The 22487-nt window shown below is 71.1% G+C and carries 18 protein-coding genes; 10 read left to right on the top strand and 8 right to left on the bottom strand.

Annotated elements, in window-relative coordinates; all coding sequences use genetic code 11:
* Positions 1-3: 3 nt before the first annotated feature.
* The gene (locus ACFQGL_RS20225) at positions 4-1008 is read right to left on the bottom strand and encodes an EamA family transporter (RefSeq protein ID WP_377513734.1); all 1005 of its coding nucleotides are present in this window, start codon (positions 1006-1008) and stop codon (positions 4-6) included.
* A gap of 363 nt (positions 1009-1371) precedes the next feature.
* On the opposite strand from ACFQGL_RS20225, the gene ACFQGL_RS20220 reads away from it, so the two are divergent.
* The 3 genes from ACFQGL_RS20220 (at position 1372) to ACFQGL_RS20210 (ending at position 4284) form a co-directional block, all read left to right on the top strand.
* Positions 1372-1968, top strand: a complete 597-nt coding sequence (locus tag ACFQGL_RS20220) for an LppU/SCO3897 family protein (RefSeq protein WP_377513796.1) — start codon at positions 1372-1374, stop codon at positions 1966-1968.
* A gap of 523 nt (positions 1969-2491) precedes the next feature.
* Complete coding sequence (locus ACFQGL_RS20215) at positions 2492-2908, top strand: LppU/SCO3897 family protein (protein WP_377513795.1); 417 nt, start codon at positions 2492-2494, stop codon at positions 2906-2908.
* A 134-nt stretch (positions 2909-3042) separates the two neighbouring features.
* On the top strand, positions 3043-4284 hold the full coding sequence (locus ACFQGL_RS20210; protein WP_377513733.1) for an AAA family ATPase: 1242 nt from the start codon (positions 3043-3045) through the stop codon (positions 4282-4284).
* Between the two features lie 33 nt (positions 4285-4317).
* Here the strand turns inward: ACFQGL_RS20210 and ACFQGL_RS20205 are convergent, their stop codons facing one another.
* On the bottom strand, positions 4318-4866 hold the full coding sequence (locus ACFQGL_RS20205) for a GNAT family N-acetyltransferase (RefSeq protein ID WP_377513732.1): 549 nt from the start codon (positions 4864-4866) through the stop codon (positions 4318-4320).
* Positions 4867-5001: 135 nt separating this feature from the next.
* Here ACFQGL_RS20205 and ACFQGL_RS20200 point away from each other — a divergent pair, with 135 nt between their 5' ends.
* A complete protein-coding gene (locus tag ACFQGL_RS20200) occupies positions 5002-5547 on the top strand; it encodes a DoxX family protein (RefSeq protein ID WP_377513731.1) in 546 nt (181 codons plus the stop codon).
* A gap of 215 nt (positions 5548-5762) precedes the next feature.
* Positions 5763-7208, top strand: a complete 1446-nt coding sequence (locus ACFQGL_RS20195; RefSeq protein ID WP_377513730.1) for a glycosyltransferase 87 family protein — start codon at positions 5763-5765, stop codon at positions 7206-7208.
* 4 nt (positions 7209-7212) lie between these two features.
* Here the strand turns inward: ACFQGL_RS20195 and ACFQGL_RS20190 are convergent, their stop codons facing one another.
* The 5 genes from ACFQGL_RS20190 to ACFQGL_RS20170 all read right to left on the bottom strand — a co-directional run bounded on the left by ACFQGL_RS20190 (position 7213) and on the right by ACFQGL_RS20170 (position 13371).
* Positions 7213-7641 carry a molybdenum cofactor biosynthesis protein MoaE gene (locus ACFQGL_RS20190; RefSeq protein ID WP_377513729.1) on the bottom strand — a complete coding sequence of 143 codons (429 nt, stop codon included), beginning with the start codon at positions 7639-7641 and terminating at the stop codon, positions 7213-7215.
* The gene (locus ACFQGL_RS20185) at positions 7638-8888 is read right to left on the bottom strand and encodes a molybdopterin molybdotransferase MoeA (RefSeq protein ID WP_377513794.1); all 1251 of its coding nucleotides are present in this window, start codon (positions 8886-8888) and stop codon (positions 7638-7640) included. The genes ACFQGL_RS20190 and ACFQGL_RS20185 overlap by 4 nt, the downstream gene beginning before the upstream one ends.
* Before the next feature lie 59 nt (positions 8889-8947).
* Positions 8948-9418, bottom strand: coding sequence for a MogA/MoaB family molybdenum cofactor biosynthesis protein (locus ACFQGL_RS20180; RefSeq protein WP_377513728.1), 471 nt, complete (start codon positions 9416-9418; stop codon positions 8948-8950).
* Positions 9415-9906, bottom strand: a complete 492-nt coding sequence (gene moaC, locus ACFQGL_RS20175) for a cyclic pyranopterin monophosphate synthase MoaC (RefSeq protein WP_377513727.1) — start codon at positions 9904-9906, stop codon at positions 9415-9417. The genes ACFQGL_RS20180 and moaC overlap by 4 nt, the downstream gene beginning before the upstream one ends.
* Positions 9907-10173: 267 nt before the next feature.
* Positions 10174-13371, bottom strand: coding sequence for an AfsR/SARP family transcriptional regulator (locus ACFQGL_RS20170; protein ID WP_377513726.1), 3198 nt, complete (start codon positions 13369-13371; stop codon positions 10174-10176).
* Positions 13372-13767: 396 nt separating this feature from the next.
* Between ACFQGL_RS20170 and ACFQGL_RS20165 the strand changes: the two genes are divergently transcribed.
* The 5 genes from ACFQGL_RS20165 (at position 13768) to ACFQGL_RS20145 (ending at position 19567) form a co-directional block, all read left to right on the top strand.
* On the top strand, positions 13768-16293 hold the full coding sequence (locus tag ACFQGL_RS20165; protein WP_377513725.1) for a putative bifunctional diguanylate cyclase/phosphodiesterase: 2526 nt from the start codon (positions 13768-13770) through the stop codon (positions 16291-16293).
* Between the two features lie 105 nt (positions 16294-16398).
* Positions 16399-17718 (top strand): glycosyltransferase 87 family protein, encoded by a 1320-nt coding sequence (locus ACFQGL_RS20160; protein WP_377513793.1) that lies wholly within the window; start codon positions 16399-16401, stop codon positions 17716-17718.
* Positions 17719-17759: 41 nt separating this feature from the next.
* The gene (locus tag ACFQGL_RS20155; protein ID WP_377513724.1) at positions 17760-18392 is read left to right on the top strand and encodes a phosphoribosyltransferase; all 633 of its coding nucleotides are present in this window, start codon (positions 17760-17762) and stop codon (positions 18390-18392) included.
* Between the two features lie 19 nt (positions 18393-18411).
* Positions 18412-18786, top strand: coding sequence for a TFIIB-type zinc ribbon-containing protein (locus ACFQGL_RS20150; RefSeq protein ID WP_377513723.1), 375 nt, complete (start codon positions 18412-18414; stop codon positions 18784-18786).
* A 103-nt stretch (positions 18787-18889) separates the two neighbouring features.
* Positions 18890-19567, top strand: a complete 678-nt coding sequence (locus tag ACFQGL_RS20145) for a maleylpyruvate isomerase N-terminal domain-containing protein (RefSeq protein WP_377513722.1) — start codon at positions 18890-18892, stop codon at positions 19565-19567.
* A gap of 22 nt (positions 19568-19589) precedes the next feature.
* Here the strand turns inward: ACFQGL_RS20145 and ACFQGL_RS20140 are convergent, their stop codons facing one another.
* Complete coding sequence (locus ACFQGL_RS20140; protein WP_377513721.1) at positions 19590-22283, bottom strand: replicative DNA helicase; 2694 nt, start codon at positions 22281-22283, stop codon at positions 19590-19592.
* Positions 22284-22487: the final 204 nt, after the last annotated feature.

Raw genomic sequence — 22487 nt, 5'->3', positions numbered from 1 at the left:
ACGTTACCGGCGGTCGCCTCCGGCCACGGTCCCGGACGGCGATGTCGCGGTCGGCCTGCGGGGGCGCTCGGTGCTCACCACCAGGGCCACCCCGGCGACGATGACCGCACCGCCGAGCAGGACCTGCATGGTGACCGGCTCGGCCAGCAGCAGCGCCCCGAGCGCCACCGCGACCGCCGGGTTGACATAGGCGTACGTCGAGACCAGCGAGATGGGCGCGTTGTGCAGCAGCCAGACGTACGCGGTGAAGGCCACCAGCGAGCCGGCCACCATGAGGTAGCCCAGCGCGAGCCAGGACCGGGCGGTGACCTGCGCCGGATGGAAGTCGCTCAGCTCGCCCCGAGCGGCGGCGACGACGGCGAGCACCAGCGCGCCGGCCACCATCTCGTAGACCGTGGCGACGAACGGGTCGTCCGGCATCCGAATTCGTCTGGACAGGAACGACCCGACCGACCAGGAGACGGCGCCCGCGACCACGGTCAGCGCCCCGACCAGTGGCACCGCGTCCGCACCGCCGGTGGGCAGCACCAGCAGGACCAGCCCGGCGAAGCCCAGGGTCACCCCGGCGAAGGTCCAGAGCGGAGGCCGGTCCCCGGTGGAGCTGCGCAGCAGCACCACGAGCAGCGGCACGGTCGCCACGAGCAGTGCGGCGATTCCGGACGGCAACGCCACTCCGGGCGGCCCGGACTCGGCGAGCACCACCAGGCCGTTGCCGCCAGCGAGCAGGAGCACCCCGATCAGCGCGGCAGAGGCGAGTTGCCGACCGTCCACGCGCAGCGCGCCGGGCCCCCGGCGGAGCCGTAGCACCGCCGCCAGCACCAGGCCCGCGACGGCGAACCGCAGGGCCGCCGAGGTCAGCGGAGGCAGCGATTCCACCGCGATCCGGATGCCCAGATAGGTGGAACCCCAGAGCAGGTAGACCGTGATCAGAGCGGTCCAGATCAGGGTCGGTGCTGCGCCAGCGGGTCGGACGGTGGGGCCGAGGGCACTCGGTGGAGATGAGCTCATCGGTGGATCACGCTACGGTGACCTCGGCGTCGGCGTCGCGTAATGGTGGCCGGCCTCTCACCACTCGCATGCAGAAGGGCGGGCATGACGAACTACGGACAACCGGGCGGCAGCGTTCCGACGCCATGGCGTAGGCAGCGACCCGACGACACGCCCGAGCCGACTCAGCAGCCCTATCCACCGGCAGCGGAGCCGTACCCGCCCGTGGTGCAGCCCTATTCGCCAACCCATCCCGGGGGACCCGGCCCCTATGGCGGCGGTGCCGACCGCACCTACGGCGGTGCGCCTCAGGACCCGTACGGCGGTGGTGCGCCGGGCGGGCCGTACGGCGGTGCGCCTCAGGCGACGTACGGCGGCGGGCCGGTGAGGCCCTACGGCGATGCTCCGGAGTCACCGTACGGCGGTGCGCCGTACCGGCCCTTCGAGCCGAATCCGACGTACGGCGGGCAGCCGTACCGGCCGGACAACGGCCCGTACGGCGGCGATCCCGCGCCGGACCCGGAGCGGCGTGGCCGGGGCCCGCTCATCACGGTGCTGGCCGTCGTCGTGCTGTTGGCGGTGGCCGGCGGCGGTGCGTTCTGGTTCCTGCGCGGGAAGGACGATCCGGCGCCGGTCACCGCCCCGACCGCGTCGGCCGAGGTCGGGGGTCCCGACGCGGACGCGACCCAGCCGGCCGGCCCGGCACCGAGCGCCGCAGCCCCGGAGTCGTCCGCCGACCCACGATTCGTCAAGGTCGGCCAGTGCGTCCGCAACGAGGGCCCGGTCGGCGGCAAGCCCAAGCTGCTGATCAGCGGCTGCGCGGCGAAGTCGTACCAGGTGTTGAGCCGGGTCGACGGCCCGACCAGCGGCGAGCGTGACGCCGAGGCCAAGTGCGCCAAGGTCGAGAACTACACCAACTGGTACTTCTTCGACAGCGAGCTGGACACTCTCGACTTCGTCCTCTGCCTCAAGCAGCGCTGACACCACCCACCCCCGGGGGGATGACATGACGACCTACGGACCAGCGGGCTCCGGACAGCCGGACGACCCGTACCAGCGCGCGCCGGCCGGCTCCGACGGGCCGCCGGTCGACCCGACCCTGCCCCAGTGGGGACAGCCGCCGGGTGGTGCGGAGCCGCCGACCGCGCCGTTGTGGGGTCCGCCCCCGACCTCAGGCGCGGCTTACCCGCCGCCCGATGGTTCCGGCTGGTCGCCACCACCCGCCCCCGGCCCGGCCTACCCGCCACCCACCCCCGGCCCGGCCTACCCGCCACCCGCCCCCGGCCCGGCCTACCCGCCACCCACTCCGGGGGCCGGTTATCCGCCGCCCAGTCCCGGGGCCGGCTACCCGCCGCCGCCCGGGCCCTTTCCGCCGGCCGGGCCGTTGCCGGGCCAGCCCGCCGGGCAACTGCCGGGCCAGCCGGCCGCGCCGTGGGGGCCGCCGGTGCCCGGATACGGAATGCCGCCCGCCGCGCCGGTGCGGAAGTCCGGGCGGAAGGTCGCGCTGATCATCGGGTTGGTGGTGGTACTCCTGCTCTGCCCGTGCCTCGGCCTGGCCGGTTGGGCCGTCTACAAGGCCGCCGACAGCGACAGCAGCGGCGCGCCCACTCCGTCGACGAGTGCGCCGGTCGTACCACCCGTCGTGCCCAGCGAAGCACCGGAGTCGTCCGCCCCGAGCCCCAGCGAGGACGACGAGGACGAGTTCGCCAAGGGTGACTGTGTGGTCAACGACGGCACCGAGGACGACGCGAAGCTGCGCAAGGTGCCGTGCGGGCCGAACACGTACGAAGTGCTGCTGCGAATTCCGGCCACCACGGACGGGGAACGGTGCAAGACCCTCGCGCCGCAGTCCCGGGCGAACTACGTGCACGACAACTCGGTCGACCTGTTCGACTACGTGCTCTGCCTGAAGAAGCGGTAGTTGGTAGCCGAAACTAGGGCTGTCTAGCGTGGACGCTAGACAGCCCTAGTTTGTGCTCGACAGCCCCGACACGCCGGTAGCCCCATCTATCCATGTCTAGCCTCCCAGCTAGATGGCCCGATACTCTCCGATGCGTGGATCCGGTCCGCAACCCGTACGCGCCAGGTGCCGGCCAGCGCCCGCCCGAACTCGCGGGGCGCGGGCGTGAGCTGGATGTCTTCGACATCGTGCTGGAGCGCATCGCCCGGGGTCGACCCGAGCGCAGCCTGATGCTCACCGGGCTACGCGGCGTCGGCAAGACCGTCCTGCTCAACACCCTCCGGTCGCAGGCGATCAACCGGCTCTGGGGCACCGGCAAGATCGAGGCACGGCCGGACCAGTCGCTGCGCCGCCCGGTCGCCGCCGCCCTGCACATGGCGGTCCGGGAGCTCGCCCCTCGGCACCGGGCGCCCGACCGGATCGACGCGTTCCTCGGCGTCCTCAAGGCGTTCGCCCAGCGTTCCGCCCCGACCGGTCGGGCCGGGTCCGCCCCGAAACTCCGCGACCGGTGGCAGCCGGGCATCGACGTGCCGGCGGCCAGCGGGCGGGCCGACTCCGGCGACATCGAGATCGACCTGGTCGAGCTGCTCAGCGACGCGGCCACCGTGGCCAGCGACGTGGGCACCGGGATCGCCGTCTTCATCGACGAGATGCAGGACCTCGGCCCGGAGGACATCTCGGCGCTCTGCGCCGCCTGTCACGAGCTGTCCCAACTCGGTGCGCCGTTGATCGTCGTCGGTGCCGGCCTCCCGCACCTGCCGGCGGTGCTCAGCGCCGCCAAGTCGTACTCCGAGCGGCTGTTCCGCTACCAGCGCATCGACCGCCTCGACCGGATCGCCGCCGACCAGGCGCTCTGCGCGCCGGCCGAGCGCGAAGAGGTGGAGTACGAGCAGAAGGCGCTCGACCTGCTCTACGAGAAGTCCGGCGGCTACCCGTACTTCGTCCAGGCGTACGGGAAGGCGACCTGGGACCATGCTCCACGCTCACCGATCACCGCGGCCGACGTCCGGGTCGCCGCGCCGGAGGCGGAGGCCGAGCTGGCGGTGGGCTTCTTCGGCTCCCGGTTCGAGCGGGCCACTCCGGCCGAGCGCGAGTACATGCGGGCGATGGCCACGTTGTCCCTGGTGGAGGCCGAGACCGGGAACGTGGTCCGGGACGACATGGACGCCGCCGTCCCCACCGCGGAGATCGCCCGCGCCCTCAGCCGTAAGCCAGCCAGCCTCTCTCCGGCTCGGGACGCGTTGATCAAAAAGGGCCTGATCTACTCCGGCGAGCGGGGCACGGTGGCCTTCACCGTCCCGCACTTCGGCCGGTACCTGCGCACGCAGCCGGCCTGACCGACATCGAGGGACCGCGCCGGTGCGGCGTGGTCAGACCCGGGACCAGGGTGCCGGAAAGAGCACCTCACCGCGCGGCGGTGGACCCTCCTCACTGGTGGACGGCGGCAGCACGAGCGCCTGCCAGGGCTCACCCAGACCGGCCCAGGGGCTGGTCAGGCCCAGTTCCCCGGCCGGGCCGAAGCCGAAGCGACGATAGAAGGCCGGGTCACCGAGGACCACGATCAGCCGCTCGCCCAGCTCGGTGGCGGCATCGAGCGCCGCCTGCACCACCGCCGTGCCGTGCCCGACCCGCTGGCGGTGTGGCGCGACCGCCACCGGGCCGAACGCCAGGGCGGGCGCGTCGGCGCCCCGTTCGGGCCGTACCCGCACCCGGGTGAGCAGCGCGTACCCGACCACCTCGCCGCCGTACTCGGCGACCATCGCCAGCTCCGGCAGCCAGGCCGCGGTGCCGCGCAGTTCGTCGACCAGGCCCACCTCCGGTGGCGTCGCCACGTCCGGCCGGGCGAACGCCGCAGCCAGCACCCGACGTACCAGGCCGATGTCGGCCGGATCCTCGGGTCGCAGCCGCAGCGTCGTCATCCGCGCGACGTTACCCGGCAGGGCCGGTCCATCAGCGGTGGTCGCTCGACTCGGCGTGGCGCGACGTGCACGATCACCGATCCGGATCCGGCGGTTGACGGGGTAGCAAACGCCCCGACGGGGTATGACTGAACCATGACGCCCGTACGCTCCCTCGCCCGCGCAATGCTGAGCGGCATCTTCGTGGTCACCGGGTACCGCAACCTCCGCAACCCGCACCGGCTGGCGGTGGCGGCGAAACCCGTGACCGACAAGGTCGCGCCGATCCTGCAGAAGGCGCACCCGCGCTTCCCCACCGATCCCGCGACGCTGGTCCGGATGAACGCGGCGGTGCATGTCGGTGCCGGCCTGATGCTGGCCACCGGCCGGTTCAGCCGGCCGGCCGCGCTGGTTCTCGCCGGCACACTGGTGCCGGTGACCATCGCCGGGCATCCCTTCTGGAAGAACGACGACCCCGCCGCGAAGAACAACAACCAGATCCACGCCCTGAAGAACCTCGGCCTCCTGGGCGGGCTCCTGCTCGCCGCAGCCGACACCGGCGGCAAGCCGGGTCTGCGCTGGCGGACCGGCCACCGCATCGGCCACTCTCGACGTTCCATGCAGCGCGCCGTCCGCACCGCCCGGCGGGAGGCCCGGATCGCCGTCCGATCGGCCTCCACCGCCCGCCGACTCCCCGGCTGACCTGCATCGATGCCTCTCGCGTGTCACCCCACCCCCCGCTAAGGCCGCGAATTACCTGAACCACCCGGTAGGCGTTAACGCGGTGGAAATGTCAAAAACATGTGTGGGATCGGACACGGTCGCATAACGCGGGAGGCACTGACGTGAGGCGCCGTTCTAGGCTCCGTGCAGGACCTGGACGGGTAGGACGACCTTGGTACGGGGGTGGCCACGCCATGCCGACGACTGTCGGTAGACGGGCGGACCGCCTCGCCCCACTCCAACGCGTCACGCGTGGGATCGATCGCAGGAAAGTCGTACGGGGCGCCATCGTGGCCGCCGTCGCCTATGCCGCATGGCTCGCCATCGGTGCGTTCGGGCGACCGTACAACTTCTTCGACATGAAGATCTACCACGGCGCGGTGGTGTGGTGGGCGAGCGGTCACGAGCTCTATGAGTTCATCGCGCCCGGCACCACGCTCGGCTTCACCTACCCACCGTTCGCCGGTCTGGTCATGCTGCCGATGGCGCAGCTGCCGATCGACTCAGCCGGGATGGTCAACGCACTCGCCAGCATCGCCGCGCTGGCGCTGGTGCTGGCCGGACTGCTCCGCCCGATCGTGGACCGGCTGGGCTGGCCACTGTGGTTCACCGTGGCCGTGGCCGTGCCGCTCGCGGTCGCCATCGAGCCGGGCCGGGAGACGCTCGGCTACGGGCAGGTCAATCTCCTGCTGTTCGCCCTGATCATGGCCGACCTGATCGGGCTGCGCTGGCGTTCCCGCCGGGGCACCCACTACGCCGCGACCGACGGCCCCCTGCTGCGCTTCCTCTACGGAGGTGCCTGGGCGGGCGCGGGCATCGGCCTGGCCACCGCGGTCAAGCTCACCCCGGCGCTGTTCATCGCCTACCTGCTGATCACTCGCCAGTGGCGGGTGGCGGCCACCGCCATCGGCACCGCGATCGGTGTGACCGTCGGGACCTTCGTGATCGTCGGCGACGAGTCGCGGGCCTACTTCGGCAGCGTGCTCTGGCAGACCGAGCGGGTCGGCGCGGCGGACATGACGCCGAACCAGTCGCTCGCCGGCCTGCTGGCCCGGCTGTACGACTCGATCGAGACCCCCGGGCTGCTCTGGCTCGCCTTCTCGGTGCTGCTGCTGGCACTGGGCCTGTCCCGTGCGGCCAGTTCCCGCGCCGACGGCGACGAGCTGACCGCGTTCACGCTGGTCGGTCTGACCGCCAACGTGATCAGCCCGATCTCGTGGACGCACCACCTGGTCTGGGTCATCCCGGCGATCATCGTGCTGGCCGACGCCGCGGTGCGCCGCCGGGAGGCGAGCCGAGGGTTGGCGCAGCGGTCCGGCCCGGGCCCGACGGTGGGCGGGCTACCCGGGCTCAACGGGCTCCACCCGCCCATCTGGTACCCCACGTTGACCGGGCTCCGGCACGGAGTCGCCGCGATCGGGCTCTATCTGCTCTTCCTGATCTCGCCGATCTGGCCGTACGAGCACCAACTGCCCGAGATGTCGCACTACCAGGACGGTCTCTTCGGCGCGCTGATGGAGAACTCGCTCGCGCTCGCGCTGATCGTGCTGGTCGCCGCGCTGCCGTGGCGCCCCGGTGCCGAGCCGGCGTTCTACGGCGACCGGCTCGCCCGCGCCGTGGCGGTCAACGGCCGCCGCTGACCGGTCAGGGACAGTTGACCCATTCCTCGGTGCCGTCGGCGAAGACCTGACGCTTCCAAATGGGCAGCCGAGCCTTGACCTCGTCGACCAGGCGGGCGCAGGCCGCGAAGGCCGCCGCACGGTGCGCCGTGCTGACCGCGGCGACCAATGCCACGTCACCGATCGCCAACGGACCGACCCGGTGCGAGACCGCCACCGCGTACACCTCGGGCTCGGCAGCGATCTCGGCGGCCACGTCACGCAGCACCTGCTCGGCGCTCGGGTGCCCCTCGTACTCCAGGCTCACCACCGGACGGCCGTGGTCGTGGTCGCGGACCACGCCCTGGAAGGAGACCACCGCACCGGCCCGCCGGTCGGCGACCGCCGCCTCGTGGGCGGCGAGGTCGAGCGGTCGGTCGGTGACCGCGCCGAAGGTGAGTGCCGGCGCGGTCACGATGCCCGCTCCCCGGACAGCAACGGCAGTGGCACGACCGACACCCGGTCGCCCGGCTTGCCGCTGGTGCCCGGCCGGATGACGGCGAATCCGTCCGCACCGGCCAGGCCACGCAGCATCGCCGAACCCACGTGTCGCACCGGGTGGGCCGTGCCTGCGGCGTGGTCCAGCCGGACCAGTGCCAGATGGGTGTGATCACCCCGGCCCGGCACCGTCTCGGCCAGCGTGGCCTGCGGCAGTACCGGCATCGGGCGCCCCTGGAGGCCGGCGAGCAGCGGGGCGACCAGCGATACCAGCGCGACGATGGCGGACTGCGGGTTGCCCGGCAGCCCGGCGACGAACCGGACCCGCCCGTCGGTGCCCGCCACCCGGGCCAGCAGCATCGGAAAGCCCGGCCGGACCGCGACGGTGTTGACCACGTAGTCGGCGCCGAGCGCCTCCAGCGCGGGGTGCAGGTGGTCGACCGGGCCGCGCATCGTGCCACCGGTGGTGCAGACCAGGTCGGCGTTCGTCAACGCCGCGCGCAGCGCGGCCACGTGCGCGGAGAGCGTGTCGGCCACCGGACCGACCACGTCGGCGGGGCGAACCTGGCAGCCGTATCGGCGCAGCCACCCGGGCACCGCCGGCCCGAGAGCGTCCCGGACCCGGCCGGCCGCGGGCGGACCAGCGGTGAGCAGTTCGTCGCCGAAGACCAGCAGCGCGGCGCGCGGCGCGCGCCGGACCCGCAGCGTGTCGTGCCCGCAGGAGGCGGCCAGGCCGATCACCGCCGGGTCGACCGGCGTGCCGACGGGCAACAGCTCCTCATCGGCGTACGCCTCCTCGCCCGGCTGCCGCCACTCCGGCGTCTCCCGGACGGTGCCGCTGACCAGGCCATCGGTGGTGGTGGACTCCTCGACGCGCAGGACGGCGGTGGCGCCCTCGGGCACCATCGCGCCGGTGGCGATCTCGACCGTGGTGCCGTCCTCGGTGAGCGGCGCAGGGGTGTTGCCGGCCAGCACCCGACCGACGACGCGCCATGGGCCGACGCCACGCACCGCCCACCCGTCCACGCTGGAGGTGGGGAAGGCCGGCAGGTCGGTGCGGGTGGTCAACGGCTCGGCCAGGGTCAGCCCGTCGGTGTCGACCAGCGGACGGGCGAGGGTGGGAAGCGCGGCGGCCAGGCCGACGGCGTAGACCCGGGCGCGCGCCTCGTCCCAGCCGGCCGGCGGGGGCGCGGCGACCCGGTCGGCGGTCGGTGCGGCTTTCATGCTCACCGGTCGAGCCTATCGGGGTGCAGCGACACCCGCCGGGCCTGAGCGTGGACCGGTCAGTGGTCGCCACCGCGGAGCTGGTCGACGGTGTGCCCGAGGATCGGCCCGAGCACGGCCAGCCCGTCGCGGGCACCACCGGTCGAGCCGGGCAGGTTGACCACCAGCATCCGGCCGGCGACCCCGGCCAGCCCCCGGGAGAGCACGGCGGTGGGCACCCGGTCGCGGCTGTGTGCGCGGATCGCCTCGGCGATGCCGGGGATCTCGTAATCCAGCAGCGGACGGGTGACCTCGGGCGTCCGGTCCGAGGGCGTGACGCCGGTGCCACCGCTGGTCAGCACCACGTCGATGCCGTCGGCGAGGGCGCCCTCCAGGGCGGCGGCGACCGGCTCGCCGTCGGGCACCACCACCGCGTCGTCGACCTGGCAGCCCAACTCGCGCAGCCCGGCGACGAGCAGCGGGCCGCTGGTGTCGGCGTAGACACCGGCCGCTGCCCGATTGGAGGCGACGATCACCCGGGCCCGGATCACGGCCGGTCCTCGGGTCGGACCCACTCGCCGGTCTTGCCGCCTTCCTTGCGCAGCACCCGGACCGCCTCCACCGAGGCCGCCGGGTCGACCGCCTTGACCATGTCGACCAGGGCGAGACCGGCGACCGCGACCGCGGTGAGCGCCTCCATCTCGACGCCCGTCCGGTCCGCCGTGCGGGCGGTGGCGGTTATCTCCACGGTGTCGGCGGTCAGTCGCAGATCGACGGTGACAGCGTGCAGCGCGATCGGGTGGCAGAGCGGGATCAGATCCGGGGTGCGTTTGGCGCCCATGATCCCGGCCAGTCGGCCGACCGCGAGCGCGTCGCCCTTGGGCAACCCGTCGCGGTGCAGCAGGTCGATGACCTCGGGCGTGGTGCGCAGCCGACCCGCCGCGACGGCCAGCCGGCCGGTCACGGCCTTGGCGGAGACGTCGACCATGCGGGCCGCGCCGACGTGGTCGACGTGGCTGAGCTGCGCGGGTTCGGTCACGGGCGTGAGCCTATCGGTGCGGTACGACGGCCTGCTGCGCGGAAGGAGCGGCGCCCCGACTACCGGTGCACCGGGTGCTGTCGGCGCAACGGTGGGACGCCGCTCCCCCCTTAACCAGCCCGCCGCCGAGGTCGCTGGGGGGACCCGGTGGCGGACGCGCGTCGACGACGCGGTCCTGCCCGTGGGCAGAACCTCCCCCGTTCGTCGAGACGATCGACAAGCTACCGGGCCCGGCGATAAGAAATCGATAAGAGCCGTTCGGGCAGGTCAGCGGCCTGGCACCGGCGCGTGCGCGACGACGTCGCCCAACTTGGCGAGGCGGCGCTCCACGTCGAGGCGCTCCGGCACGCCCATCCGGCGGAAGATCGCCAGCGCCCGTTCCCAGTGCCGTCGCGCCTCCGCCGGATCGACTTGGGCGAAGTGTTCGGCGAGGCCGGCCAGGGCCCGACCCTGCTCGTACGGGTTCGAGACGCGTCCGGCGAGCTGTAGTCCTCGCTGGTGAGCCTCGTACGCGGACGCCGCGTCCCCCATCGCCAGCAGCGTGGTGCCGAGGTCGTTGAGCGCTGCGCACTGCACGTGCCGCTCACCCGAGTCCTCGGCCAACCCCAACGCGGCCGTGTGCTGCTGCCGAGCCAGATCCAACTCGTCCAGTCCTCGGTACGCGACGCCCAGAGTGTTCCGGGCTTCGGCTTCTCCGTACCGGTGGCCCGTGCGGCCGAACAACACCAGCGAGGTGTTCAGGAACGACACGGCCCGCCGGAACTGCCCGGTGCGAACGCGTACCGCCGCGAGGTGACTCAGCGCGTTCGCGATGTGGAAGTAGTCCCGGCCGAGTCGAGCCTGGAACAGGTGTTGCCGGTGCGTCCGGAGGGCCTCGTCCCACCTACCGAGTGCGGCCAGCGCGATACCCAGATTCGGCAGGGCCAGCGGTACCCGGTCCTCGTACAGGCGAGGGTCGGCCATGCTCTGTCGTCCCTGCGCCACAGCCTCCTCGAGGTTCCCGCTGAACAGGTTGACGACGCTCAGATTTGCACGGAGCCTCGCCAACTGCCGCCAATCACCTATCTCGTGGCAGAGCGCGATAGCTGCGTGGAGATGAGTGAACGCGAGCGGATGGGAGCCGGTCTTCAGCAGCGCCGATGCCAGATAGTTGTGCATCATGGCGGTCGCGCTCTGTCGTCCGAGCACCTTCGCCGAGGCGAGTCCTGTCCGGTGGGTGTCGAGGATGTCGTCGAAGTAGCCCCGCACGTAATAGAAGCGCCAGAGCACCCGGGCGAGCTTCCACACGTGGTCGTGGAGCCCGTGAACGGCACCGAGGCCCACCAGCAGGCCCAAGTTCGCGCGCTCCCGTTCGAGCCAGTCGATCCCGGCCACGATGTCCGGACCGATCAGGTCGGGGCGGGTCGGCGGACCCGGATCGACGTCCCCGTGCACGTCGAAGGATTGATGCAGCTCCGCGACGGCCCGCAGAGAGGCGTGCAGGACGAGATCAAGTAGTCGCGTGACGGCCGAGATCACGGCCTCGGGTGCCTCGGACGCCCGGAGTTGCGCCTGCGAGTACTGACGGACGAGGTCGTGCAGGCGGTATCGCCCTCCTTCGACCTCCTCGACCAGGTGCCGATCGACCAGATCATCAAGCAGCCTGCCGGTGGCCTCCAGGGGCAGATCGAACAGGGCCGCGGCCATCTCGACGCTGTGTTGGCCGCCGTGGATGCTCAGCAGGCGGAAGGCATGCTTGGTGGGTTCGGGCAGCGGCCCGTAGGACGCGGCGAACGCCCGCTCCAGGGTTCGGTCACCGGCTTTGAGCTGGCTCAGTGCCGGCGGCTCGGCGGCCAGGAGTGCGGCCAGCTCCGCGACCCTACGCGATGGTCGATGAGCCAGCCGCGACCCAGCGAGCCGGATTGCCAACGGAAGGTATCCGCAGCGGCGCACGACCTCGGCGGCCGCCGCCGGTTCCTCCGTGACCCGCTCCATGCCCGCGCTCTGCGCCAGCAGCACCAGCCCTTCCTCGGGAGTCATCAGGGGCAGCGACTCGGGTGGGCCCACGTCCAGGTCGACCAAGCGCAGACGGGAGGTCACGAGGACGACGGTGCCCGGCAGGGTCGGCAGCAGGGGCAGGATCTGCTTGCTGTCGGCGGCGTTGTCCAGGACCACCACAGCCTTGCGGGCACCAAGCTCCCGGTGCCACAGCTCCATACGCTGATCGAGCTCCGCGGGAATGCGGCCCCCGGGTACACCCAGCTGACGAAGCAGGCTGGAGAGCGCTGCCGGTGGCTCGACCGGCTCCTCCTCCCCGTGCCCGCGAAGGTCGATGAAGAGTTGCGCGTCGCCGTAGTCCGGAGCAAGTTGGCGTGCCACATGCACGGCCAGAGTGGTCTTGCCACTGCCTGCCATGCCATCGATCACGAGTACCGCCGACCCACGGTCCTGCAGGCGTCGGGCCTCCTCGTGCAGCCGGCGGACGCACTCCTCGCGCCCGACGAACTCGCTCACCGACCTGGGGAGCCAGTCGGCGGTAGCCCAGTCTCCCTCGGTGGCTCGGCCAGCCCCGGGCCCACGCGCCCCGTCGTTGCCCGACGCGACGGTGGAGGTCCGTTGCATCCTGCGCTCGCGGCTCAGCTCAGCCTCGTAGAGCGCACGCATCTCCGGTCCAGGCTCCACGCCGAGTTGATTCTGCAACGCCACCCGGGCCTCGGAATAGGCCTCCACCAGGCCGGCCGTGTCGCCCACTTCGTGGAGGCTTCGCATCAGCAGTAACCGGGCATGTTCCCGCAGTGGATGCACGGCGACCAAACTCCGCAGCAGCGGTACCGCCCGCTGTGCGTGACCACCCTGGATCTGCAGGTGGGCGAGGAACTCGGCAGCCAACAGGCGTTCGTCCTGGATGGCCACACGTCGCGCCGAAAGTACGGGGCCCAGCGTCAGACCGGCGAGCAGAAGCCCCTGCCACTGGCCCATCGCGTGTTCCAACGCGGTCTCGGCCCGATCGAGGTCCCCGTCGGCGGCGAGCCTTCGGGACCGCTGATGATCCGCTACAAAGCGGAATAAGTCGATCTTCTCGGGTGGCAGATTCAGTCGATAACCGTTGCTCTCTCGAACCAGAACACCCCGTCCAGTCTCGGTGGATTCGAGAATACGGCGCAGGTTGGCGGCGTAAGTACGGACATTGGGCAGCGCAGACCGCGGGGGGTCCTCGCTCCACAGCTCGTCGATCAACTCGTCGATTGTGACGAGGCGACCCGGATGCAGCGCGAGCATCGCAAGTACCGTCTGCTGTTTGGGCGTACCCAACTCCTGCCGCTCCCCGGCGAGAAGGAGCGAAATGCCACCAAGTACTTGAATCTCCACCATCCCCCGGCTCCCCAACATCGAGGGCGATCTGGTTCGATGCCACGATAACCAACATCTGCTCCCAGAGCTGCTGCGGCTCGGCCGACCAGGGTGCGCCCAGCCCGAGGCCGACACCGGTTAACCGAATCGGCGGATGAGCTCAGCCATCCGGGGTGTCCACACTGATGCTCATGGCCCGATCAATCAGGGCGAGTCAGCGACATTCCGCTACCGAGCGGCTGACTCGGGGGAGCATCCCAACGCTCTCCGCACCCAAGTGAAAGCAGAATGTTACCAATCCGTACGGTATTGACTAATATTGAGGATACCGACATTTATCATCCCTAACCAGGGTCTACTCCATTTAAGCTCCGTTCGTAGAGATCCGGATCCCAGCGGAGTCCGGCGGTCATACAAACGGAAGGAGTAGGTGAAATGCGCGGTAACGAGTGGGGCTGACATCGACGCAGGACTTCTGCGTCACAGAGCGGTATGGTTCGAGCACGGCAGGCATGGTTATCCAGGAGTTGCGTGGCCTCTTCTCAGCGACGCGAGGGCGAGACCGACCGACGGCTACGGCTGATGGTCGGTCTCCTCGTCGTTGCCGCCACGCTCGTTACGCTCACCTCCCTCAAGCTGATCCTCTTCTCCACTTCGGGGCCTCCGACGCCCGACGGCGCGACCCTCGTGACGCTCACCTTCATGATCGCCTTGGGCGCGTTCGTGAAGGCGCGCGTACGGGTCCGCTCCACCGTCCATCTGATCAGTTGGAGCGAGGCCGCGGTTGTCATCGCGGCCGCCATCGCCCCGATCCCGTGGGTGGTGCTCTGCACCTGCATCGGGATCAGCCTCGCCTCGGTCCGCCTGCCACCGGTCAAGCTGGCCTTCGGCGTCGGCAAGAACATCCTCGTCGCGGCTGGCGCCGGCTTCGCCTTCGCTGCCCTCCACTGGACCTGGCCGACCATGCACGCCCCGCAGCTGGTCGGAATCCTGTCGGTCGCCTACCTCCTCGCCACGTTCCTCGATGAGGTGCTGGCCATCCCCGTGATCGCGCTCGCCTCCGGGACCAGAATCGCCACGCAGTTCCGAAGCAACCTGGACCTACGGCTCGCCGGCTACGCGGTCCGCTTCGTGGTGGCTGCCGTCACCCTGCTGATCCTCCGGGCCGACCCTCGGCTCCTACTCGCCGTCCCGCCCCTGGTCCTGAGCCTGCACCTGGCCTACTCCGCGCGAATCCGCGGCCGCACCGAGCAGCAGGCCTGGCAACGACTCGCCCGCGCCACCGACGCGCTCAACGTGGTGGAACTCGACAACGTCCTCACCACCGCAGTCACCCGGGCCGCCGAGTTGTTCTCCGCCGACGAGGTCGAGATCGAGTTGCACGAAGGCGTCCGCACCGTACGCGGAGGCACCGCCGGCATCACCTTCGACGGACCGACCGGCACCCCCACCGACGTGGACGGCACCATCATCCCCACGCCACTCGAGGGGCACGACCGCTCGGTCGACGTCGGCGTCCTGCGGCTGCGCTTCCGCGGCCCGGTGCAACTCTCCGAGCGCGAGCAGTACACCCTGCGCACCTTCGCCTCCGCGCTCTGCACGGCGGTACGCAACGCCCAGGCGTACGCCGAGCTGGCCCGGGTGGCCGACGAACACGCGTACGCCGCCGCGCACGACGCGCTGACCGACCTGGCCAACCGCCGGCACCTGCTCGACCAGGGCACCGAGCAGTTGATCGCCCGACACGCGGACGGCGTGACCGCCCTGGTGCTGATCGACCTCAACCACTTCAAGGAGGTCAACGACACACTCGGGCACGCCGCCGGCGACCAGGTGCTGGTTCAGGTCGCCGAACGGCTACGACACGCAGCCCAGCGCGACGACCTGGTGGCCCGCCTCGGTGGCGACGAGTTCGCCGTACTCCTGCGGGGGTTGCCGGCACCGGCGGTGGCCGCACACCGGGCCGAGACCCTGCTCGCCGCACTACACGAACCATTCGAGCTGGACGGAATGCGGATCAGCGTCGAGGCCAGCGGCGGAATCTCCGCCGCCCCGGCCAGCGGGGGCATGCCCGAACTGCTGCGCCGCGCCGACGTGGCGATGTACCAGGCCAAACGTGCCGGGCAACGGATCTCCACGTACGCCCCGACCCGGGACACCGCCGACCTCGGCCGCCTCACCCTCGGCGGCGACCTGCCCCGCGCGGTCGCCGACCACGAGTTCATCGTCAACTTCCAACCCATCGTCGACCTCGGCACCGGCGAGGTGACCAGCGCCGAAGCGCTCGCCCGCTGGCACCACCCCACCCACGGCATGATCGATCCACTGCGTTTCCTCGAGGCCGTGGAACGCTCGGGCCTGCTGCCCGCCTTCGCCGAGGCGATCCTCGATCAGGCGCTGATCGCGGCGGCCAGCTGGCGCGACGCCGGCTTCGACGTGCCGGTCGCGGTCAACGTGTCCCCGCGCAGCCTGCTCGACGCGCGATTCCCGGGGTCGGTGCTGGCCCGCCTGCGCGCCCACGACCTGCCACCGGACCGGCTGGTACTGGAGTTGACCGAGACACTGACGCTCAGCCAACTCGACGTGGTCGACCGGGTACTCAGCCGGCTACGCGACGAGGGCGTCCGGCTGGCACTCGACGACTTCGGCACCGGCTACTCCTCGCTCTCCCTGCTCTCCCGGATCCCGGTGCACGAGCTCAAGATCGACCGCAGCTTCGTCACGACGATGGAGAGTTCGGCGGAGGCCGCCGCCGTCATCCGCTCCACCCTCGACCTGGGCCGCAGCCTCGACCTGGACGTCGTGGCCGAAGGAGTGGAGAGCGAGCCACAACGGCGGGCCCTCTGGGAGCTGGGCTGCGTCGCCGGCCAGGGCCACCTGTTCGCCCGACCGATGCCGGCCGGCACGCTCCTCGCGGCGTTGCAGCGCGGCTCGGGCGGCCGTCCGGGCGCCCTCGCACCGCCGCTGCACGACGCCGGCGCGGTGATCCGGCTGACCCAGACCCGCCGCCAGAACGGCAGATCCCGCCCCGACCGCCTCCCGCACCTCCCCGCCTGACCGAGCCGGCCCAGGTCAGAGGCCTCCCCGACGGCCAAGCGTGCGCCGCCCGGGGTGACGCGGACCGCCGGACGCGCACAGCCGTCTGCCAGACTGGCCCGCGTGATCGCCGACGCCCCGACCGCCCTCCGTCGTCGCTGGCACACCATCGACACCGCGGCCGGCGGGCTCGCCCTCGACCTCGGCCTCTACGCCATCTCGGCCGCCTTCGCCGCGATCACCGCCGCCACCTCCACGCTCCCGCCGCACCGCGCCTGGGGTGCGGTAGCCGCCGTCGGCTACCTGATCGCGGCACTCACCGTCGTCGCCCAACTCCTGCTCCGCCGCCGCACCCCGACCACCCCGTTGGCCGGCCTGCCAGCCCGCTGGACGGTCACCGGCTTCGCCTGGGCCAGCGGCACACTGCTGCCCCTGCTCTGGCAGAGCATCGAGCGTGCCGCCGGACGCACCGACCGAGCCCAGGAGGAGGTTCTCGTCGTCGAGCAGGCCGGCAGCCGCCTGCTGGAGCACGGCACGCCGTACCTCGGGCACGACGCGATAGCCTCCCTGCCACCCGGCGAGCAACTGCTCGGCTACACCCCGTACCAGCCGGGAATGGCACTGTTCGGCCTGCCCAGGGCCCTGATCGACACCTGGTGGACCGATGCCCGGGTCTGGTTCGCGGTGGCAACGGCACTCGCGCTCGCACTGGCCGTGGCCGCCCTACGCACCACGCCAGCCACCGCGAACAGCCCACGCGGCGGCACGCTGCTACGCGGCATCCAGGCCGCCACCGTCCTCCCGATCTGCGCACTCACCCTCGCCACCGGCGGCGACGACCTCCCCGTACTCGCGCTCTGCCTGCTGGCCCTCGCACTCGCCGCCGCCGACCGGCCCGGCCGGGCCGGCCTCGCGGTCGGACTGGCCGGCGCGCTGAAGCTGTTCGCCTGGCCGATCGCCCTGGTCCTGATCGTCTGGGGGCTGACCCGACGGGCCGGCACCCGGGTCGCCGCCGGCGCGATCGGACTGCCCCTCGCGGCGCTGCTCCCCGCCCTACTGGTCGACCGCGACGCGCTCACCGAGAACGTGCTGCGCTTCCCGCTCGGCCACGGCCTGGTCACCAGCCCCGCCCAGTCCCCGTTCCCCGGCCACCTGATCGCCACCGCACTGCCCGCCGGCCGCCTGATCGCCGCCGCGCTGCTGATCGCGGCCGGCGTGGCCATCGCCGTCCGGCTCGCCCGCCGCCCGCCCCGCACCGCCGTCGCCACCGCGCTGATCAGCGGGTACGGGCTACTCGCCGCGATCGCCCTGATGCCCTCGACCCGATTCGGCTACCTGCTGTACCCGCTGGCCCTGCTCACCTGGGCACCCGCCCTGCACCGTACGACCGACACACCGACCGCGCCGACGCACGGCCAACTGTCCGGTCGGGCCACATCGGCCTAACTGTCGCGCGAAACCGCCCGGCAGCGCGTAGACCTGAAGTCATGACCACCTACCGCGACCGAGCCGAGGCGGGCCGCGTACTCGCCAACCGACTCACCGCACTCATCGGGGAGCCGGACGTCATCGTCCTCGGCCTGGTGCGCGGCGGCGTGCCGGTGGCCCGGGTGGTCGCCGAACGACTCGGCGCCCCACTGGACGTGCTGGTGGTCCGCAAGCTCGGCATGCCCTGGGCCCGGGAGGTCGCCTTCGGCGCGCTCGGCCCCGGCGGCGTGCAGGTGCTGAACGAGGCGGTGGCCAGCCGACTCAGCAACGACGACATCACCGAGGTCAGCCACCGGGAGCAGGCCGAGTTGGAGCGCCGCGAACAGCTCTACCGGGGCGGTCGCCCGCAGTTGGACCTCAACGGGCGCACCGCCGTGATCGTCGACGACGGCCTCGCCACCGGCGCGACCGCACGAGCCTCGGTACAGGTCGCCCGCCAACTCGGCGCCCGCCGGGTGGTCGTCGCCGTGCCGGTCGGCGCGCAGGAGGCGTACGAACTGCTGGCCGCCGACGCCGACCAGGTCGTCTGCGCCCAGCGACCGCCCGAGTTCGGCGCGGTGAGCGCGTTCTACGAGGACTTCCACGAGGTGTCCGACGACGAGGTCATCGAGGCGCTCACAGCAACCGCGTAGCTTGACCGGGTACCGTCGGATGATGAGTCTCACCTGTCCCAAGTGTCACGGCGAAATGCGTCAGTACGAGCGCAGCGGGGTCGTCATCGACCAGTGCGGGGAGTGCCGAGGCATCTTCCTCGACCGCGGCGAGTTGGAGAAGCTGTTCGAGGCGGAGGCCAACTGGAGCCGCCAACAGGCCGGCGGCCCGCCGCCGCAGCCCGCCCAGCAGCCGGGCGGCTACCCTCCGCCGCACCAGCCTGGCTACGGCACTGTCCCCCCGCCGCCGCCCCCGCCCGCCCACGGCTACCCGCCGGCTCCGGCCTACGGCGGCCACGGTCAGCAGCACCACGGCTACCACGGCCACTACCGGCAGAAGAAGCGCAAGGGCTTCCTCGACGAGATGTTCGGCTGAGCCGACAGCGCTCTTCCCGCCCGGGTCGGTCCACGCGTCGGCCCGGGCGCGCCACTCGGCGTCAGCGGTTGGCGAGCCGGACGGTCCGTGCGAGGCTGCTTCGATGACCGCGATCCGACCGGACGAGGCGCTGGCCCAGGCGTACGACGGAATCACCGCGGTGGTCGCCGAGCGCGACGATGCGGACCTGCTGCGGCCCACCCGCTGTCGCGGGTGGGTGGTCGCGGACCTGCTGTTCCATGTTCTCTGCGATGCCCAACGGGCACTGGTCACGCTTGCCAGCCCGGTCGACGGCCCCGCCGACGCGGATGACGTGAGCTACTGGCGTGGCTTCCCGCCCGGCGATGATGACTCGGCCCGGCACGCCTGGTGGGTCCGCCGGTCAGCGGCCGCCTTCGAACGGCCGGGCGGCATCGTCAGGCTCTGGGCGGACACCGCTCCGGCGGCGGTCCGGGCCGCTGCGGCGGCCGACCCGGCGGGCCACGTGACCACACAGGGTCACGTGCTGCGCGTACCGGATTTCCTCGCCACCCTGACCACCGAGGCCGTGGTGCACCACCTGGACCTGACACCGGACCTGCCTGGCGCACCGCCGCCCGGGCCACTGGCGGTACGGGTCGCGGTGACCACCATGGACGGCCTGTTGAGCGACGAGGCGGTCCGCCCTACCGGCTGGGACGACCAGGAATTCCTGTTGAAGGCCACCGGGAGGGTCCCGCTCACCGACCGGGACCGGTTGGAGCTCGGCGAGTCGGCCGGCTGGTTCCCGCTGCTGGGCTGATCGGCACGGGGTGCTGCGTCGCTCAGACGATGGCCATGTCGACGAAGCGGGACAGGTGCAGCTGGGCCGCCACGGTCACCGTGTCGGTGGGACCATTTCGATGCTTGGCAACAATAAAATCCGCCTCCCCGGCCCGCGGCGACTCCTTGTCGTAGTAGTCGTCGCGGTGCAGCAGGATGACAACGTCGGCATCCTGCTCAATCGAGTTGTGGGTGGCGATGCCGTTGGCAATGAAGTTGTGCTTCCCCAGCACAGTAGCGTCGAAGACCTCCCGCTCACCGATCGACTCGATGGAAACGATCGAGTCCCAGAAGATGTCGTTGGTGGCGTGCAGGTCCAAGTCGGCCGCGTCGAGGACAGCAGCGATCTTCGCCAGCCGGGACCGGCTCGGTGCGCGCTTCCACAGCGCGCTGCCGCAGAACTGGGTACCGATGGCCTTCGCGAACTCGCGGTGGGTCATTCCCTGCTCGACCAGGATCTCCCTCACCCTGGTCCAAACCTCGCGCGGCACCGTGTCGACGTTGGTATTGCTCTCCGTCGACTCCAGCGCGGCGAGCAGAGCCTCGCAACCCTCCGACCGCTGTCCGTGTACGCCGATCTCGCGTAGGAACCGTAGCTGGTCATCCCGCCCCGAAATGTCGAGCGTGTACTGCGGCCGGTGCCCAACCACGGGTACTGCCCTCAGCCGAGCGGTGATGCCGTACCTGAGGAGTAGCCGAGAGACGTCCTCGAGCATTCGACGGCTCGTGGACGCGAAGTAGATGCGCCCACCGCGGCTCGAACTGTTGACGGTCACCGAGCCGTCCGTGGCCCACAGGTGCCGCAAGAACGTGGTGACCTGTTCCTTGGGCAGGTTGAACAACGCCTGGGGAAGGAACTTCTCATGCGACCTGAGGCCGAAGAGCCCCAGTTCGTCCAGCCACGCCGCGATGGGGTTACGCCGACCGCGGGCCAGCCGATCGGGGGCGGGCAGCCGGAGAGTGGTCACCCTCGCCGCCGCGTGGTCGTCGCGGATGGCAGAGATCCCGAAGTGCTTCGCCGCTTCCGTCACGGCCTGCAGGTTCAACTCGTCCCGGCTGGCGTATCGGATCGGTTGGCGCCGCACGAAAGAGCCGTCACCAAGTAGGTGCGCCAGCATCACGACCTCCGCGTCAACCCACGGACGGATCGCCATCGGGGGCGGCAGGTGGCGTGGCGTGGCGAGTCGATCTCCGGCCGACAGATCTCCCAGGGGTACCCATCCGGTAAACGTGAGAAAGGGGTGGTTCGCCGTCGCGTCGATCTGCTTGCCGGACGCGAGGGTTAGCCGGAACACCTCTCGGGTGCCGCTGGGGAAGACATGGGTCATGGTGCGGGGGGTGTAGCGCAGGCTCTCATCAAGCGCCCAGACTGGAATGTCCTTTGCGCCGGCGGCCAACAACTCACCGAGAGTGATCTCGTTGTTGTTGTCCGCGCGTACCACTCGGGTTTCTGCCGTCAGGCAACCCGACTCGCGCAGGTCGGACAGCTGCGGGCGCTTGTCGGTGCGCTGTTCGGGGCCACGGTTCAGCTGGCTCACCGCGATGACCGGGCACTCGACCTCCTTGGCCAGCAGTTTCAGGCCCCGGGACAGGTCCGCGACCTCCTGCTGCCGGCTCTCGGTGCGCTTCGGTGAGGTCATCAGCTGGAGGTAGTCGACCACGATCATCTTGAGGTCGTGCCGCTGCTTGAGCCGCCGGGCCTTGGCCCGGATCTCCATCAGGTTCATGCTCGGCGTGTCATCGACGAAGAGCGGCGCCTCGCTGATCTCGCCCATGCACCGGGCCAGCTTCGTCCAGTCGTCGTCGGAGAGCTGCCCGCTGCGCAGCACGTGCAGCGGCACCCGCGCCTCCGCGGAGAGCAGTCGCATGACGATCTCGACCTTGCTCATCTCCAGCGAGAAGATGGCGGCTGCCTGGTTGGCACGAATGGCTGCATTTCGAGCAAAGTCCATACTTGCCGTGCTCTTTCCCAAACCGGGCCGTCCGGCCACGATTATGAGCTGCCCAGGGTGCAGGCCGTTGAGCAGTCGGTCCAGGTCGGTGAAGCCGGTCGGCACGCCGGTCATCACCCCGCCCTGCGCCCCCACCGCCTCGATCTCGTCCAGCGTCGGCTGCAACATGTCGGCCAGGACCGCGAAGTCCTCGCTGACCCGGCGCTCGGTGACGTCGTAGACGGCCTGTTGGGCAAGGTCCACGACGTCGTCGACGTCTCGGCTGCCGCCGTTGGCGGTGCCGTAGCCGAGCTGCACGATCTTGGTGCCGGCCTCGACCAGCCGGCGCAGCACCGCCCGCTCGCTGACGATCCGCGCGTAGTAGGCGGCGTTCGCGGCGGTAGGCACGCTGGCGATGAGGGTGTGCAAATAGGGCGCACCGCCGACACGCACCAGGTCGCCCGAGTCGGCGAGCGCCGCGGCCACGGTGATCGAGTCTGCCGGCTCACCCCGACCGTAGATGTCGAGGATGATGTCGAAGATGGTGGCGTGGATGGGCCGGTAGAAGTCGTTGGTCTTGAGGATTTCGACGACGTCGGCGATGGCGTCCTTGGACAGCAGCATGCCGCCGAGGACGCACTGCTCGGCTGCGACGTCCTGGGGTGGGGTCTTGTCGAACTGGCCGTCCCGCTGCACGGGTGGTTGGCCACCGGAACGTGGCTCTGCCCGCATGTCGTCGGTGACCGACACGGGTCCCCCCTCCACTGCGCCGGATCCGGTCCCAGCTTTACCGCCTGGGTGCGACACTTCCCGTCCGACCAGGCCGGTCGATCGGGGGCCATCGCGCCGGCGGTCGGGGGCCAACCTTACGGACCCCGAGGTCAGCGGCCAACAAAGCCGGTGGATGAGCCTCGGGACAACCTGTGGATGCTGGTGGGCGAGCATGTGCGCAGCGTGTGCACAGCCTGT

Source organism: Micromonospora vulcania (genome assembly GCF_042658605.1).
GTDB classification, from domain to species: Bacteria; Actinomycetota; Actinomycetes; order Mycobacteriales; family Micromonosporaceae; genus Micromonospora; species Micromonospora vulcania.
Note: the sequence above shows the minus strand (reverse complement) of the source record. Positions and strands in the feature narration are given on the sequence as shown.

What these genes read in the sequence shown, in the direction of transcription:
- ACFQGL_RS20225 (WP_377513734.1), bottom strand. Translation starts at nt 1,008, where the DNA reads ATGAGCTCATCTCCACCGAGTGCCCTCGGCCCCACCGTCCGACCCGCT.
- ACFQGL_RS20205 (WP_377513732.1), bottom strand. Translation starts at nt 4,866, where the DNA reads ATGACGACGCTGCGGCTGCGACCCGAGGATCCGGCCGACATCGGCCTG.
- ACFQGL_RS20200 (WP_377513731.1), top strand. Translation starts at nt 5,002, where the DNA reads ATGACGCCCGTACGCTCCCTCGCCCGCGCAATGCTGAGCGGCATCTTC.
- ACFQGL_RS20195 (WP_377513730.1), top strand. Translation starts at nt 5,763, where the DNA reads ATGCCGACGACTGTCGGTAGACGGGCGGACCGCCTCGCCCCACTCCAA.
- ACFQGL_RS20185 (WP_377513794.1), bottom strand. Translation starts at nt 8,888, where the DNA reads ATGAAAGCCGCACCGACCGCCGACCGGGTCGCCGCGCCCCCGCCGGCC.
- ACFQGL_RS20155 (WP_377513724.1), top strand. Translation starts at nt 17,760, where the DNA reads ATGACCACCTACCGCGACCGAGCCGAGGCGGGCCGCGTACTCGCCAAC.
- ACFQGL_RS20150 (WP_377513723.1), top strand. Translation starts at nt 18,412, where the DNA reads ATGATGAGTCTCACCTGTCCCAAGTGTCACGGCGAAATGCGTCAGTAC.
- ACFQGL_RS20145 (WP_377513722.1), top strand. Translation starts at nt 18,890, where the DNA reads ATGACCGCGATCCGACCGGACGAGGCGCTGGCCCAGGCGTACGACGGA.